At 48.0% G+C, this 13,308-nt stretch carries 13 protein-coding genes; 3 read left to right on the plus strand and 10 right to left on the minus strand.

The features are described from left to right. Positions 1-4 precede the first annotated feature (4 nt). From MESINF_RS08380 to secG, 5 genes are all read right to left on the minus strand, one after another. A complete protein-coding gene (locus MESINF_RS08380) occupies positions 5-487 on the minus strand; it encodes a hypothetical protein (protein WP_197712654.1) in 483 nt (160 codons plus the stop codon). Between the two features lie 59 nt (positions 488-546). Beyond that, positions 547-1,803: a hypothetical protein gene (locus MESINF_RS08385; RefSeq protein ID WP_169699400.1), complete on the minus strand. Its 1,257-nt coding sequence runs from the start codon at positions 1,801-1,803 to the stop codon at positions 547-549. Between the two features lie 114 nt (positions 1,804-1,917). Continuing rightward, the gene (locus tag MESINF_RS08390) at positions 1,918-3,681 is read right to left on the minus strand and encodes an S-layer homology domain-containing protein (protein WP_169699401.1); all 1,764 of its coding nucleotides are present in this window, start codon (positions 3,679-3,681) and stop codon (positions 1,918-1,920) included. Positions 3,682-3,769: 88 nt separating this feature from the next. Then, the gene (tyrS, locus tag MESINF_RS08395; protein WP_169699402.1) at positions 3,770-4,966 is read right to left on the minus strand and encodes a tyrosine--tRNA ligase; all 1,197 of its coding nucleotides are present in this window, start codon (positions 4,964-4,966) and stop codon (positions 3,770-3,772) included. 10 nt (positions 4,967-4,976) lie between these two features. Then, complete coding sequence (secG, locus tag MESINF_RS08400; protein ID WP_169699403.1) at positions 4,977-5,228, minus strand: preprotein translocase subunit SecG; 252 nt, start codon at positions 5,226-5,228, stop codon at positions 4,977-4,979. 90 nt (positions 5,229-5,318) lie between these two features. Here secG and MESINF_RS08405 point away from each other — a divergent pair, with 90 nt between their 5' ends. Beyond that, the gene (locus MESINF_RS08405) at positions 5,319-7,016 is read left to right on the plus strand and encodes a tetratricopeptide repeat protein (protein WP_169699404.1); all 1,698 of its coding nucleotides are present in this window, start codon (positions 5,319-5,321) and stop codon (positions 7,014-7,016) included. A gap of 10 nt (positions 7,017-7,026) precedes the next feature. Continuing rightward, positions 7,027-7,284 (plus strand): chromosome segregation protein SMC, encoded by a 258-nt coding sequence (locus MESINF_RS08410; RefSeq protein WP_169699405.1) that lies wholly within the window; start codon positions 7,027-7,029, stop codon positions 7,282-7,284. 83 nt (positions 7,285-7,367) lie between these two features. Here the strand turns inward: MESINF_RS08410 and sufU are convergent, their stop codons facing one another. The 5 genes from sufU to sufC are packed head-to-tail and all read right to left on the minus strand — an operon-like array spanning position 7,368 to position 12,335. Further along, positions 7,368-7,784 carry a Fe-S cluster assembly sulfur transfer protein SufU gene (sufU, locus tag MESINF_RS08415; protein WP_169699406.1) on the minus strand — a complete coding sequence of 139 codons (417 nt, stop codon included), beginning with the start codon at positions 7,782-7,784 and terminating at the stop codon, positions 7,368-7,370. Continuing rightward, positions 7,771-9,003 (minus strand): aminotransferase class V-fold PLP-dependent enzyme, encoded by a 1,233-nt coding sequence (locus tag MESINF_RS08420; RefSeq protein WP_169699407.1) that lies wholly within the window; start codon positions 9,001-9,003, stop codon positions 7,771-7,773. Before MESINF_RS08420 ends, sufU begins: the two co-directional genes overlap by 14 nt. Next, positions 8,990-10,177 (minus strand): SufD family Fe-S cluster assembly protein, encoded by a 1,188-nt coding sequence (locus tag MESINF_RS08425; RefSeq protein WP_169699408.1) that lies wholly within the window; start codon positions 10,175-10,177, stop codon positions 8,990-8,992. Before MESINF_RS08425 ends, MESINF_RS08420 begins: the two co-directional genes overlap by 14 nt. Positions 10,178-10,185: 8 nt before the next feature. Then, positions 10,186-11,580, minus strand: a complete 1,395-nt coding sequence (gene sufB, locus MESINF_RS08430; protein ID WP_169699409.1) for a Fe-S cluster assembly protein SufB — start codon at positions 11,578-11,580, stop codon at positions 10,186-10,188. A 2-nt stretch (positions 11,581-11,582) separates the two neighbouring features. Beyond that, a complete protein-coding gene (gene sufC, locus MESINF_RS08435) occupies positions 11,583-12,335 on the minus strand; it encodes a Fe-S cluster assembly ATPase SufC (RefSeq protein WP_197712655.1) in 753 nt (250 codons plus the stop codon). 134 nt (positions 12,336-12,469) lie between these two features. Here sufC and MESINF_RS08440 point away from each other — a divergent pair, with 134 nt between their 5' ends. Continuing rightward, positions 12,470-13,297, plus strand: coding sequence for a DUF368 domain-containing protein (locus tag MESINF_RS08440; RefSeq protein ID WP_169699411.1), 828 nt, complete (start codon positions 12,470-12,472; stop codon positions 13,295-13,297). The last annotated feature ends 11 nt before the right edge of the window (positions 13,298-13,308 follow it).

The raw sequence follows: 13,308 nt of genomic DNA on the forward strand, positions 1-13,308 counted from the left end.
TCAACTACAGACTTCGACGGGACCTAAGGGTCCCGTTTTTGTTCGACGCATCTTCTTTTCGCGTTTCATCGTTTCCAGTCTTCTGGACAGACATGTTGAGCATCTTCAATATAAGGGAAGCCATCAGGACCACGAGTATAACCGGCAGCAGAGAACCTGTAGCGGTGTACAAAAACGTTGAGTTTATATATTCCGTGAGAGGAGCCATCCACCAGGTTAACCCGCTTTCGAGGCTTTCCCTCACGTAAAGAAAGAGAGACCCCGCAAGGAAGAGTTCCTCGATCACAGGGATGAAGTAATGCTTCGCTATCGAGCAGAATTGCAGAATAAAGCCCGTAAGTAATAGTACAGCAGGAAATAGAAAATCCATCCAGTCCAGTTCGGGACTCTCGCCGTTCAGCAACGCAGTAACGAATTGACCTCCTCCAAAGACCAGGGCTATAACTATCGCGACTCCCATGAGCAGGTTGCCGAGGAAAATATACATCTAATTCACCTCAAAGAAAAACCGGCCCGTCGGGGGCCGGTTAATCGTTAGCCTTAAAATCAGAACGAGTAGTTGTAGAACAGCTTCACGTACCAGTCGATCGCCGGGAAGAAGGCAACACTGGCTTCGAAGTTGATCAGATCGAAGACCGGGAAGCCGAGCACAACATTGAGTGCCTTCGTGCCGTTGAGCAGGTAGTAACCGCCGTCGATGCTGAGTGTCGGCTTGAATCCACCCATCGCGAGGGAGAGAGAAGCCTCTGCGTAAGCGGAGAGATCCTTCACATCTGCGAGAAGGTTACCGACTATATCGTAACCGAAGCCGGCTTTGTTGACGTCGTCCTTGGTCGTGAAATCGCCGGAACCGACAAAGACAGCCAGAGAAACCGGATCCAGTTCCCAACCGTCGGACTTGACCAGGAATCCGAGCTTCATTTCGTTCGTACCACCGACGAGGAAGGAGTGGTCGTACCAGAACTTCACACCTGCCCAGCCTATGCCCTTCTTGGAGAGCGCGGCCTGGATCCAGCTGAATAGTTTGCTGGCTGCGATATCGTACTTAACGTCGGCGTTGGTTTTCAGAACTACGCTTTCACCGATACTGTAACCTACCTTGAGACCTACCCACTGGCCCTTGGTGCTGGCGTATCTCGCATACGGGTTGAGGGTGAGAAGTCCGAGAGTCATCTTGTAATCGAAATCTATAACGTAGTCGAATGCGGGTGTACCGGTGAGATCCTTGGCTTCGAGACCACCCTTGAGAGTGAGACCGGTGAACGGCTTAACGGTGGCTTCGGCTATCAGGTCGCCGCTCCAGCCCAGACCGGCCATACCGGTCTGAAGGGCCACGGAGAAGATATCCCAAGAGCCGTACAGGGCGATTCTGTCCGTACCGCCAATGAGGGCTTCCTGCGTTGCGACCTGAAGACCGAGCGCCTTCATATTGAGAACGAAGGTCTTGGACTTGGTCGTACCGTAGTAGGCGAACCAGCTGAGACCTTTACCGCTGTCGCTACCGAAAGACTTACTGGCGTACCAGCTGGCAGCAGCCTTGTCGTTCTCCACAGTGAAGGAATTGAGAGTTACAGTACCGCCCACTAGATCGATATTAAGGCTGAATGTCAGGTCGCTGACATTTGCAGAGGCTCCAAAGCCGAGAGACTTCAAAGCAAAACCGAGATCGGTGGTCAGGCCGTTCTTGTCAAGCTGAGTCTTACCCCATAACGTCCCTTTTATAGACGGGCTGAGAGTTATGGTTGCCGAGAAGGCGACCGAGATGGCCAAGAGTACCACTAAGATTCCAACAAGCTTCTTCATGCACACTTACCCCCTTTATAAGAGTGTTTTGGTTTTGGTGATGCGCATAACGTAAATATACCACATTTCATGTAACAAAAGCAAACACACACGTGCCTAAGTTGCACAGAAAGATCATTTCAGGATTAACCCTACCGCGCCAAATGCAAGAGCTACAAAAGAAAGTATTATCGCTGCATTTGTATTGGTGATGTTCTGTTTCTGGGTAGCTTCGAGAGCCAGAAGTTTTTCTTCGATGACGGTGTCGTTGGCTTCGAGACTAGAAATTCTCTTCTCGGCGGCCGCGAGGTCTGCCTTGTCGGCTTTGGTCTTGTCGAGCTTGTACATCTGCTTTGCCATCGTGTTCGTGATGCTCGTCAGACTGTCGACCTGGTCCTCGAGGGTGGAGGCGAGAATCTCTAAGTCACCCGTTCTCTTGCTCAAAGAGGCGATTTCCTTGCCGTACTTGTCAAGCCTGGCTATGTTCGCATCGATCTGATCGAAGGCGACTTCAAGCATCTCTCTGTTTGCGGATACTTCCATCTGAACATGGTCCAGTTCTCCGTAGAGAAGGTCAATCTCTTTCTCAAAAGCTTCTTCGGTCAACCCAAGCTTCTTGTAGAGGAAATTGAGCTTGGCAGTGAGTTGATCGGGTGTTACATAATCGAGGTTGGAAATCCTCTTGTTGGCAGCGATTATCGCGTTACTCAACATCTTCGAAGTTACTTCCAGGTCCGTCACTTTTCCCTTGAGCGTATCGAGATCGGCGGAGGAAGCTTTCGTGCCGAGTTCAAGCTCTATTTCAGATACGAGCTTTTCGTGCTTGTCGAGTCTGGCGATGTTGGCATCGACCTGATCAAACACAACGGCAAAGCTTTCATCGACATCGTTGACTATGTCGGCTATCGCCGCCTCGATATTTCCGATTTCGGTGTCGTAGTACTTCACTTCGGGCATTTTTGCAAGGGTGTCCTGAATCCTGAGGATTTTCGTGTACATGAGTGAAAGCTTATCGTTCAATTCTTCACCGGTCACGAAAGGTTCTAGATCGGGTGTAGCCGATTTGATAGCATCGCCCAACCTGCTCTCAAGAGCGGCCAGATCGTCTTTCGTAACCATAGCTTTCCTCAAAGCGAAGAGATCAGAAGTCAGCGAGTTCGCAACATTTTCGACTACGCCGATTCTGGAATCGAGATCCGCAATCTCACCCTTCTGCTCGTTTTCCTCCATCTTCTGGTTTGCAAGTGCCTGTCCAAGCAGTTTCACTGTTACTTCAAGGTCAGTGGCCCTGTTCTTGAGAGCTTCGATTTCCGAGGCGTAACTGCCGACCGCTTTCAATTTTGCATCGAGACCGGCAATATCGTCCCTGACTCCCAGAAGAGCCTCCAGATCTGCCTTGAGACCTGCTACTCCCTCGTTGGCGCTTGCAGCTTCGCCGGAAAGCCTGTCGATCTCTCTGTAGAGATACGCGATGGTATCGTCGAAAGTCTTGGAAGTGACGAAATTGCCAACGATACCGCTATCCTTTAGAGAAGCGACAGTAGCTTCAAGAGCCCTCAGTTCCGCCATGAAATCAACTAGGTTTTTCTTGTTGTCAGAGATCTCCAGAGAAAGTCCTGCAACTTTCTTTGTGAGGGCAAAGACGACTTCCTGGAGTTTGGCATCCCCGGCATCTGAATAATCCATAAACCTGGCAAGGGTCATAGCCAGTTGGTAACGTGTTACATTTTCATTACCTCTGAAAGTGCCATCGGGGAAACCAATGAACAATCCACCGGCTGTCGTCTTTATTACACTGTCGTAGGCCCAGTGATTCTCTGACAAATCGCTGTACTCGACACCCAGAGCGAGGGTTGCGAAAGTAACAACGAGTAGAGCCAGTATAGAAAGCTTCTTCATGGATCCTACCCCCTTTCAAAATGTTGTCATTTTTGCAGCAGACTACGGGTTTATTATACAGTAAAAGCGTGCCCAGATTCAAGAGTCTTCAGCACTTAACAAGGCGATAGAAACGCTTTTTTCCTATTCTCAAAACATCTCCGTCCAAAGGGTCCAGAATAGCGTAAACGTCTTCGATAACTTTTTCGTTCAGCTTTATACCACCCTGTTCCAGTAGCCTTCTTGCTTCGCTTCTCGAAGAAATATTAGCATGATTTACCAGAAGATCGACGATCGAGATACTGTCGGTATCGAGTCTTATTTCCGGCATTTCTTCCGGCACCTCTTTGTGGCGGAAGATCTTTATAAATTCCTCGAGAGCAATTCTAGAGGTTTCCTCGTCATAAAACTGGGCCGTTATGTCCCTAGCCAGTTCCATTTTAATGTCTCTGGGATTGACAGTTCTAGACCTCAGACACTCTTCGACATCCCTGAGCTCCTCATCACTTTTGTCTGTGAGAAGCCTCATGTACTTCATGATCAGAGTATCCGGTATGGACATCAGCTTCCCGAACATGTCCCTGGGAGTATCTTCGAAGGCTATGTAGTTATCGTAACTTTTGGACATCTTCAGGTTTCCATCGGTGCCTTCTATGAGGGGCATCGTAAGTACCGCCTGCGGTTCCAGTCCGTACTCCTCCTGGATCTTTCTGCCAACGACTAGATTGAAAAACTGATCGTCTCCACCTATTTCGATGTCGGCCTTCACAAAGACTGAGTCGTAAGCCTGGGCGAGAGGATAAAGGAACTCGGCAATGGCTATCGGTTCATTATCTGAGTATCTCTTCGAAAAATCGTGTCGTTCGAGCATTCTTGCCACTGTGTACTTCGCCGACAATCTTATGACGTCTTCGAAATTGAGAGCGTCCAGCCACTCGGAATTGAAACGTATCTCCGTCAAATCTTTATCGAGAATTTTGAAGGCCTGCTGGCTGTATGATATGGCGTTGATCTTCGATTCATCCTTCGAAATCATCGGACGGGTCTTCGATCGACCAGAGGGGTCACCGATCCTTGCGGTGAAATCCCCTATTATCAGGACGACGTGATGACCGAACCTCTGGAATTGCCGTAATTTTCTGAGCACCACGGCATGACCCAGATGCAAATCCGGCCTCGACGGATCCACACCCAGCTTCACCCTTAGAGGTCGATTTTTGGAGAGTTTCTCCAGCAGTTCTTTCTCCGAAATCAGAGAAACATGGTTTTTTGTAAGTTCCTTGAACTGATTTTCAGGAGTCTGCAATCAAACCACCTTAACCGGAAAAGGCTCTGGACACAACAAAAGCGATCAGTACACTGTTAACCATGAAGCCGACCGCAAGTGCAAGGGTAATCTTACCCATCGTGTCGAGACCTTTCTTTCTTCCAAACATCGTGTGGGAAGCACCACCACCAAAGGCTCCACCGAGTTCGGCGGACTTCGACATCTGCATCATAACTGCAACGCCAAGCGCTACACTTATGGCTACGTGCAGAGATATCAAAACATAAGCAAGAACCACCATCTAAATACCTCCTGTATCTTTCCAATGCTCTTCTGGTATTATACAATATGTGCGACTTTGTAGCAAACGATAATGGAGATCGCGGGTGAGATGTTGAAAGGAAAAACCATGATAGTTTATCTTCCGTTGAAGCCAGAGATGGCAAAGCTTAACAATCTTCCAGTCAAGCTTCCTATACTGGCCGAAGACCTGCCTCTGGCGATCGACAGGGACAAGATCGATCTCGAAGTCATTCTGCGAGGTCTGAAAGCCCAGTACCTCAATGAACCGGACGACTATTACGGCTCGTATCTACAGTTCTATTGCTATGAAGCCTTCAAGAAAGCTCTGGGCGATAATGAACTGGAGAGAGCGCTAGGTTTTCTAGAAGACGCGGCGAAGATCTCCAGAGATTACAGATACCACTTTTATCTGGGCCTTTACTACAAACAGACAGGAAACTACCAGCTTTGTGAAATAGAGCTTAAAAGGTCGGTGGAGATGAATCCCGATTTCTACGTCGGTCTTTACGAGATAGGAAGGTTGCTCCAGTCGAATGGCGATTACGAAGAAGCGGCCAATTATTTTCTGCAATCGATAGAAAAATCCGGAGGCAATTTCTCTCTCCCGTTTTTGGGAATCGTGGATGTTTTTATCTCTTCTGGAGAGTACGGCCAGGCCATGGAAATAATGAACCGTATTCCACGTTCTTTTCCACTGTATCCAGAGATTCTTCTTAGAAAGGGAGTGTCTCTCAACGAACTCCAAAGATTCGGAGAGGCCGAAAAAGTTTTCGACGAATGCATTGCCATAGAGAATCGCTGGCAATGCTTCTACAATAGATCCTTCTCGAGATCACGGCAGGGAAAACTGTGGGACAGTCTAGAAGATTTACGAAGGGCTTATAAAATCTCCGGGGAGATCGACGTTCTGTATGAAGAAGCGATAGCCGAAAAAAATCTGGGTTTGCTCGACGAGGCGCTGGAACATTGCGAGGAGTACTACTTCCATACTGGCGATGATAAGGCCCTCTTTTTGCTCGTGAAAATTTTAGATATGCTGGGCAGGTATGAAGAGGCTCTGAAATATCTGGAGAAGGGAGATTACTCTGAACTGAAAAACACTATTCTTTTTCACAGAGACCTTGAAAAAGGAAAGGCCATCTCCGGACTTGTGTTCGACAATCCAATCTCGCAAGCCGCCTACCTTTCTACTCTGGCAAGCATCAGCAAAGGTACGATCTCTAGAGAAGCGGGTGGTTTAGTTAAACGTGGAAGACTGGACATAGAAGCGCTGATAAATCATCTGTTGAAGTTCGATATCTCCGGAATGCGGCAGAGAGTTACTTCTTTTCAGAGGGGAACAATTCCAAAATCTGCAAGGATTGTATCGCTAAAAGAGGTAGGCATTTATGTTTCAGTCCTTAAAACCCTTCTTGATTTTCCCTCCCCGAGCGATCTGCTCTCATATTCGATGGCTTTCCTGATCTCTGGACTTGGTACTACGACGGCTGCTTTCAGAATATTGCTACATATTTTAAGATGGAGACGGTCGGGAATGGCTTTCAATCTCGAATTCTTCCTGGACGAGTATCTCGAAGAGATACGTGATTTAGACTTCCAGTTGGGATTGCGTATTGCGAGACTCCTGGAAGAGGGCCCCATAGATATCGATACGATAGGCGAATCGGGTATCGAAGATCTCGAAGGATTCGTTCTATCACTGCTTTCAGCGCTTGAAAAGGGTACAATAGATCAACTTGATACGAATGACGAAAACCTGAAAGAATACTTGAAGTTGCTAATTTAGGGAGGTTCGAATGGACAGGATAGAGGAATTGCTTGAAAGATTCATGGAAACTATACAGAGCAGAAACATCGATCAGATCGATGAGGCGACTCTCAATACTATACTTCACGAAGAATTCGACGCATCGGAGAGATCGGAGCTTGAAGAAGTTCTTGGATCGCTTCTTGGAGAAGTTTCGAAGATGGCTGACGATCCTAAAGAGTACTTCTTCAGAAACGATGAAGAAAGACTGATGGAGTATCTCAAAGAAAAAGAAAAAAAAGATTGATTTACTTGATCGATTAAGTGTATAATCACTGTGAAGGGTTACTTCAGCGCAGAGTATAGCCGGTGTGAAGCACCGGTCTTTTTTTATTTCTTTAACGCTCTTTCTGCCGTTTTCCAGGCCAGAGAAACGCATTTTACTCTCATCGGATACTCTCTGAGTCTTTCGAAAAGGGCGGCATCTCCAAGAAGATTTTCGTCGAAGGTTTCACCTCGCAGCATTTTGCTGAAATTAGCCAGTGTCTTCCCGGCTTCTTTCAGGGTCTTTCCTTCGAGAAGATCGGCCATCACCGAAGCCGATGCTTGACTTATAGCACAGCCATGACCGTCATAGGACAGAGAAGTTATCTTCTCATCTTTCATTCGTATGAAGAGAGTTATCTCGTCTCCGCACGAGAGATTCGACCCCTTTTCCACGAGGTTGCTCTCTTTATCTATGCCCCTATGAACGGAGTTTCTGTAATGGTGCATTATGAAATCGGAATAGATATCATCGAAACTCATCGAACCACCTCCCGGCCTCTTCAAGGGAATTTGCGAGTCTATCTACGTCTTCGAATGTATTGTAAAGGTAAAAGGAAGCCCTGCAAGCCGATATGATTCCAAGCTCTTTCATCTGTAACTGGGAACAGTGATGACCGCTCCTCAGAGCGATGTTCATCTTTCTTCCTAGAAACTCGGCGATATCGTGAGAATGTACCCTGCTGTGAGTAAAAGTGATAACCGCCCTGCTGGATTCGGGGCTGTGGATTATGTACCCGCCGATGGCCCGGATTTTCTCTCTGGCCCTGGAAGTCAAATTGGAAACATGGGTACTGATTCTTTCCATTCCGGCGTTTTCCAGATACTCGACAGCGGCCAGCATCGAGACGGCGCCGGAGATATTCTGGGTACCGCCTTCTAATTTTGCGACACCTTCGGAGAAAATCGTTTCCTCCTTTCCAACCAAGTCTATCATCTGACCGCCGAAAACGAAGGGATTCAGCTCTCCCAGAAGTTTCTCTCTTCCGACGAGACAGCCTATCCCTGTTTCTGAGAGCATCTTGTGACCGGAGAAGACGAGAAAATCGACGTTGCTTTCGCTGAAAGAAAACTTCTCGTGCGGAATCAGCTGGGCACCGTCGAGCACCATGATACCGCCGGCCAAATGAACGAGCGATCCTATCTCTTCGAAAGGAGGTCTGTAACCTGTTGAATTCACCAGACCTGCCAGAGAGAAAACGAATCTGCCATTCATCCGCTGGAGAGTCTCTTTCACCAGTGACATATCGAGAGAGTTTTGGCTTATCGGAAGCGGAATAAATCGCAATCCATTTTTCCTGGCGTGATACTGCCAAGGGACGAAATTACTGTGGTGTTCGAAGACCGGTACGATGAAGGTGTCGTAGTCTCCACAGATGGAGAGGGAAGAGGCGAGAACGTTTAGGCCTTCGGTCGAACCTTTGGTGAAAACCAACTCGCAAGGTCTGCAGCCCACGAAGCCGCTCAACCTTCTTCTGGAGGATTCGTAAAGTTCGGTAGCCGCTTCGGCCAGTGGATAGACACCCCTGTGAACGTTCGAGTTGTTCCTTTCGTAGAAATCTCTGATCGCTGCGAGAACGGACGAGGGTTTCTGGGTCGTGGCGGCGCTGTCAAGATAAACGAGCGAAGGATCGTGAGAAAATATGGGAAAGTCTCTCTTCAGACCCTCGAAATAACCGTTCAATTCTTCAGGCGAAAACATGGTTCAAACCTCTTGAATGGTCGGGAAAGAGTTTTGCAATCTTTTCAAGAACGGGATCGAAAGTCCCTTTGATTATGAGCTTCAGGGCTTCTTCCCTTGTCAATCCTCGCGACATGAGATAAAAGACTCTTTCCTCGTCCAGTGACCCTACCGTTGCTGCATGAGATGCGTTCACTTCGTTTTCATCGACCAGAAGAGAGGGTATGGCGTCCGTCCTTGCCTCGCTGGATAGTACCATCACATTGCTGTGTTCCTTACCCGTGGCTCCCTTTGAACCTTTTCTGAGATCTACTGTTCCTCTGAAAACGGAGTGGCCCCTGTCCATCACCACACCGGTGCCGTCTATAATCGCCTGAGATCGGGCAGATTTTACCCGCGCGATGTACTGCAAATCGATCTTCGAATCTCCGTGGGCCATGAAGACCGGTTCGAAAACCATCCGTGATTCTTCGCCGACGGCGACTCCCATGTGGTAACTGGCAAGAACTCCACCGCCGTAAGAAACTTCATACACGTTCAAGCGAGCACCGGCCTCGAGCAGGTAAAAATTGTTCAAAAAACTAAAATCGTTTTTAGAGAGACCGTTGACGATCAACAGGTCGATGGAAGACTCTCTCTTCAGGAGAAACCGGTTGTTCTGAAGAGACCAATTTCCCCGTCCGGTCGAGTTCAGAACTATCTTCATATATGAACCTTTTCCTGCTACGAAGAGATTACTTGAAATGCTTGAATTCATCTCCTCTCTGTTGAATATGTAAGGTTTTTTAAGATGGATTCCGTAAGGGATTGAAAAGAAGTAACCGGTATCGAAGAAGATATCTCCCAGGAGCAACAGCTTCCTGTCAGATCCCTCGAAATCCAGATTATCCAGTAGTTCAACTTCTTCGCTGGTAAGCCACTTAATCGGTTTCACGTATGGATCCGGATAGTGTTTTCCGTTTTTCCCAGAGACAGGCGGAAGTACCATCTTGCTTATATCGACCCTCTTCCAGAGAGGAAAAGCGAGTTTTCTGTATTCGGAATACCGGTTGCTCACGAAAACCGACATGGCATTTCCAAGAGGTTCGGATGAGATGAGGAAATCGCGGTCACCGTAATCCGGAATTTCTAGTTCCCGCCTGAGTGGCGAGACCATTTTGTAGTTGTTGTGTTCAAGGTTCAAAGTCTTCTCCATATGGCACCTCATCCGATACTGCTTTCCATTTCCAGGTCAATCAAACGGTTCAACTCCACCGCGTATTCGACCGGAAACTCCCTGGAAACCGGTTCCATGAATCCTCTAACGATCATCGATCTGGCCTGCGTTTCGGAAAGTCCCCTGCTCATCATGTAGAATACTTGTTCCTCGCTTATCCTGCCTATTTTGGCTTCGTGGCCGATGTTGGCCGAATCGCTTTCAACTTCTATAATCGGAACTGTGTCTGACTTGGAATCGTTGTCTATCATGAGTGCGGTACATTGAACCAAGGATTTCGCGTTATCGGCCTGGCGAGAAATCTTTAAGGCTCCACGGTAAAAGGCCCATCCACCGCCGACGCTTATGCTTCTGACGTCGACCATTGAACTGGTTTCCGGAGCCAGATGGATCACTTTTGAACCGGTATCCATGTGCTGCCCTGGGCCGGCGTAAGTTATACCCAGATGTTCAGCTCTGGCTCTCCTTCCTTTGAGAATGGTCGCCGGATAGAGCATCGTCTTCATACTTCCGAGCGAACCGGATATCCACTCCATAGTTCCGTCTTCTTCAACTATCGCGCGCTTTGTGTTGAGATTGTACGTATTCTTCGACCAGTTCTGTATGGTTGAGTACCTGACCTTCGCCCCCTTTAAGACGAAGATTTCCACCATGCCGACATGCAGGTTCAGTTCATTGAATCTGGGAGCAGAACAGCCTTCTATGAACTGGAGGTTAGAACCTTCGTCGGCGATGATCAGGGTGTGCTCGAACTGCCCTGAGCTTGCCATGTTCATTCTGAAGTATGCCTGCAAAGGCAGAGGTACGGCAACGTTTTTCGGAACGTACACAAAGGAGCCTCCGCTCCAGACGGCGCCATGAAGGGCGGCGTATTTGTGATCTGAGGGAGTTACAGCTTTCATGAAGTATTTCTCCACGTATTCGGGATATTTTTTCACGGCTGTTTCCATATCGAGAAAAATTATCCCGAGCTCCTCGAGATTCTTTTTTATGTTCTGATAGACCACTTCAGAATCGTATTGAGCGCCAACTCCGGCCAGAGAATTCCTTTCTGCTTCGGGTATTCCGAGCTTTTCGAAGGTTTCCCTTATCTCCTTCGGCACTTCCTCCCAGGATCTGTTGCGCCCGGAACCGGGCTTTAGATAGGCGACTATGCTTGAGAGATCTAGATCCCCCACTCCCACCCCGAAGCCGGGCTCTCTCGAGCGGCCGAATATTTCGAAGGACTCCAGTCTTTTCCGAAGCATCCATTCCGGCTCGTCTTTATTCGTCGATATCTGTCTTATAAGATCCTCATCGAACCCCTTTTGGCTTATGTAGCTGTAATCGGTCGTGGAAATGAAATCGAATCTCGAGCTGTCCAGAAAGAGATCTTTATCCATACTTACGCCTCCCTGAAAGCTTTCCAGTCCCTTTCATAGCCCCTCTCTTCAATATCTCTTGCCAGTTCGGGACCGCCTGTCATGACTATTGAACCGTCCACGTATATGTGAACGTAATCGGGCTCGATATACTCTAGGAGTCTCTCGTAATGGGTTATAAGGATCACGCCGTTTTCCGGGGACTTGAAACTTTTTATAGAAGCGGCTATGGACCTAATGGCATCTACATCGAGACCTGAGTCGATCTCGTCGAGGATTGCCAGAACGGGTTTTAAAAAATGCATCTGCATGATCTCTGTCTTCTTCTTCTCTCCGCCGGAGAAGCCGAGGTTGAGATACCTGTCTATGAACTCTCTGCCTATGCCTATCTCGTCGGCCAGCTTTTCGAGTTCTCTGCTCTTCTTTAAGATCGACTCGTCATTTTTCAGGTTGTGTGAGGCCGACATCAAGAAACTGCGAAGTCGAATCCCGCTTATCTCCTGAGGATACTGAAAGGACATGAATATACCCAGCCTGGCCCTTTGATCGACGGAGAGATCGTTGATAGTTTTGTTCTTAAAGCGAATTTTGCCGGACGTGATTTCGTATTTGGGGTTTCCCATCACCACATTTGCCAGAGTGGACTTCCCACTCCCATTGGGACCCATTATTGCGTGAAGCTCGCCGGCCCTGACTTTTAGATTGACTCCTTTCAAGATCTCCTTTCCATCTTCTCTGAGTGTGGCTCTCAATTCCTTTATATCGAGTAAATCCAATTCGATCCCTCCAAAGTGGGTATTATTTGTCAACATTATAACATATTCCGACAAAATATGACAGCAATAAAATCGCTTCGCAGCTTCAATCTGACAGTTGAAGGTTATATAATCTTTCTACTCGGAGGTGGAGTATGTTTTATGTGATTACGATCGGCGTCATCATGGGTCTTGCAAATCTCATACCGGGAGTCAGCGGCGGTACTATCGTGCTGCTCGGAGGTCTTTACGAGAGGTTCGTTGGTGCTGTCGCTTCTCTTTCCGAATTCAAATTCGAAAGAAAGCAACTTCTGTTCCTTGTTGAGCTCTTCGCAGGGGTAATTGTAGGACTGTTAGCCTTTTCCAGTCTCATCGAGTTATCTCTTACAACTGTCCCTTCGTTGATGTACGGAATCTTCTGTGGATTGGTGGTGGGAAGTGTCCCGGTAGTGCTTAAAAATATAAAGAAGTTCACCCCCACCTCGGCTGTATCTTTCGCGGTTGGCGTGATCCTGGTGATGGCCATGGCCTTTTCTGGAGCCAGACCCGGGGACGATGCACTCCTGACACACTCTCTTCCGGCCTTTCTGTACGATTTGCTGGCCGGATTCGTGGGTGCGGCGGCCATGGTTCTCCCCGGACTAAGCGGGGCCTTCGTGCTGCTCTTGATGGGTGAGTACTCAAGGGCGATATCGGCCATCAACGACCGCGACCTATTGATAATACTTTTCATAGGATTGGGAGTTGTTGGGGGAATAGTTCTTGTAAGTAAGATCCTGAAGTCGTTGATGAAAAAACGTCAAAACGAAACCTTTTCGTTTCTACTGGGTCTGATGATCGGTTCCATCCCCGACCTTCTGACCAGAACCGGCGAAGCAACGCGCTTATCGTTACTGGTTCCGGGAGTGGTGCTCGGGGTTTTCCTCTCTTACCTCCTCGCCGTCTTTGAAAGAAAAAACAGGCCCGTATGCTGTGGTCGATAGCAACCGGTAAA

Source organism: Mesotoga infera (genome assembly GCF_900157305.1).
In the GTDB taxonomy this organism is placed as follows: Bacteria; Thermotogota; Thermotogae; order Petrotogales; family Kosmotogaceae; genus Mesotoga; species Mesotoga infera.

Excerpts from the sequence above, each read along its gene's own strand:
- MESINF_RS08380 (WP_197712654.1), bottom strand. The coding sequence starts at position 487 with ATGTATATTTTCCTCGGCAACCTGCTCATGGGAGTCGCGATAGTTATA.
- MESINF_RS08385 (WP_169699400.1), bottom strand. The coding sequence starts at position 1,803 with ATGAAGAAGCTTGTTGGAATCTTAGTGGTACTCTTGGCCATCTCGGTC.
- MESINF_RS08390 (WP_169699401.1), bottom strand. The coding sequence starts at position 3,681 with ATGAAGAAGCTTTCTATACTGGCTCTACTCGTTGTTACTTTCGCAACC.
- secG (WP_169699403.1), bottom strand. The coding sequence starts at position 5,228 with ATGGTGGTTCTTGCTTATGTTTTGATATCTCTGCACGTAGCCATAAGT.
- MESINF_RS08405 (WP_169699404.1), top strand. The coding sequence starts at position 5,319 with ATGTTGAAAGGAAAAACCATGATAGTTTATCTTCCGTTGAAGCCAGAG.
- MESINF_RS08410 (WP_169699405.1), top strand. The coding sequence starts at position 7,027 with ATGGACAGGATAGAGGAATTGCTTGAAAGATTCATGGAAACTATACAG.
- sufU (WP_169699406.1), bottom strand. The coding sequence starts at position 7,784 with ATGAGTTTCGATGATATCTATTCCGATTTCATAATGCACCATTACAGA.
- MESINF_RS08420 (WP_169699407.1), bottom strand. The coding sequence starts at position 9,003 with ATGTTTTCGCCTGAAGAATTGAACGGTTATTTCGAGGGTCTGAAGAGA.
- MESINF_RS08425 (WP_169699408.1), bottom strand. The coding sequence starts at position 10,177 with ATGGAGAAGACTTTGAACCTTGAACACAACAACTACAAAATGGTCTCG.
- sufB (WP_169699409.1), bottom strand. The coding sequence starts at position 11,580 with ATGGATAAAGATCTCTTTCTGGACAGCTCGAGATTCGATTTCATTTCC.
- MESINF_RS08440 (WP_169699411.1), top strand. The coding sequence starts at position 12,470 with ATGTTTTATGTGATTACGATCGGCGTCATCATGGGTCTTGCAAATCTC.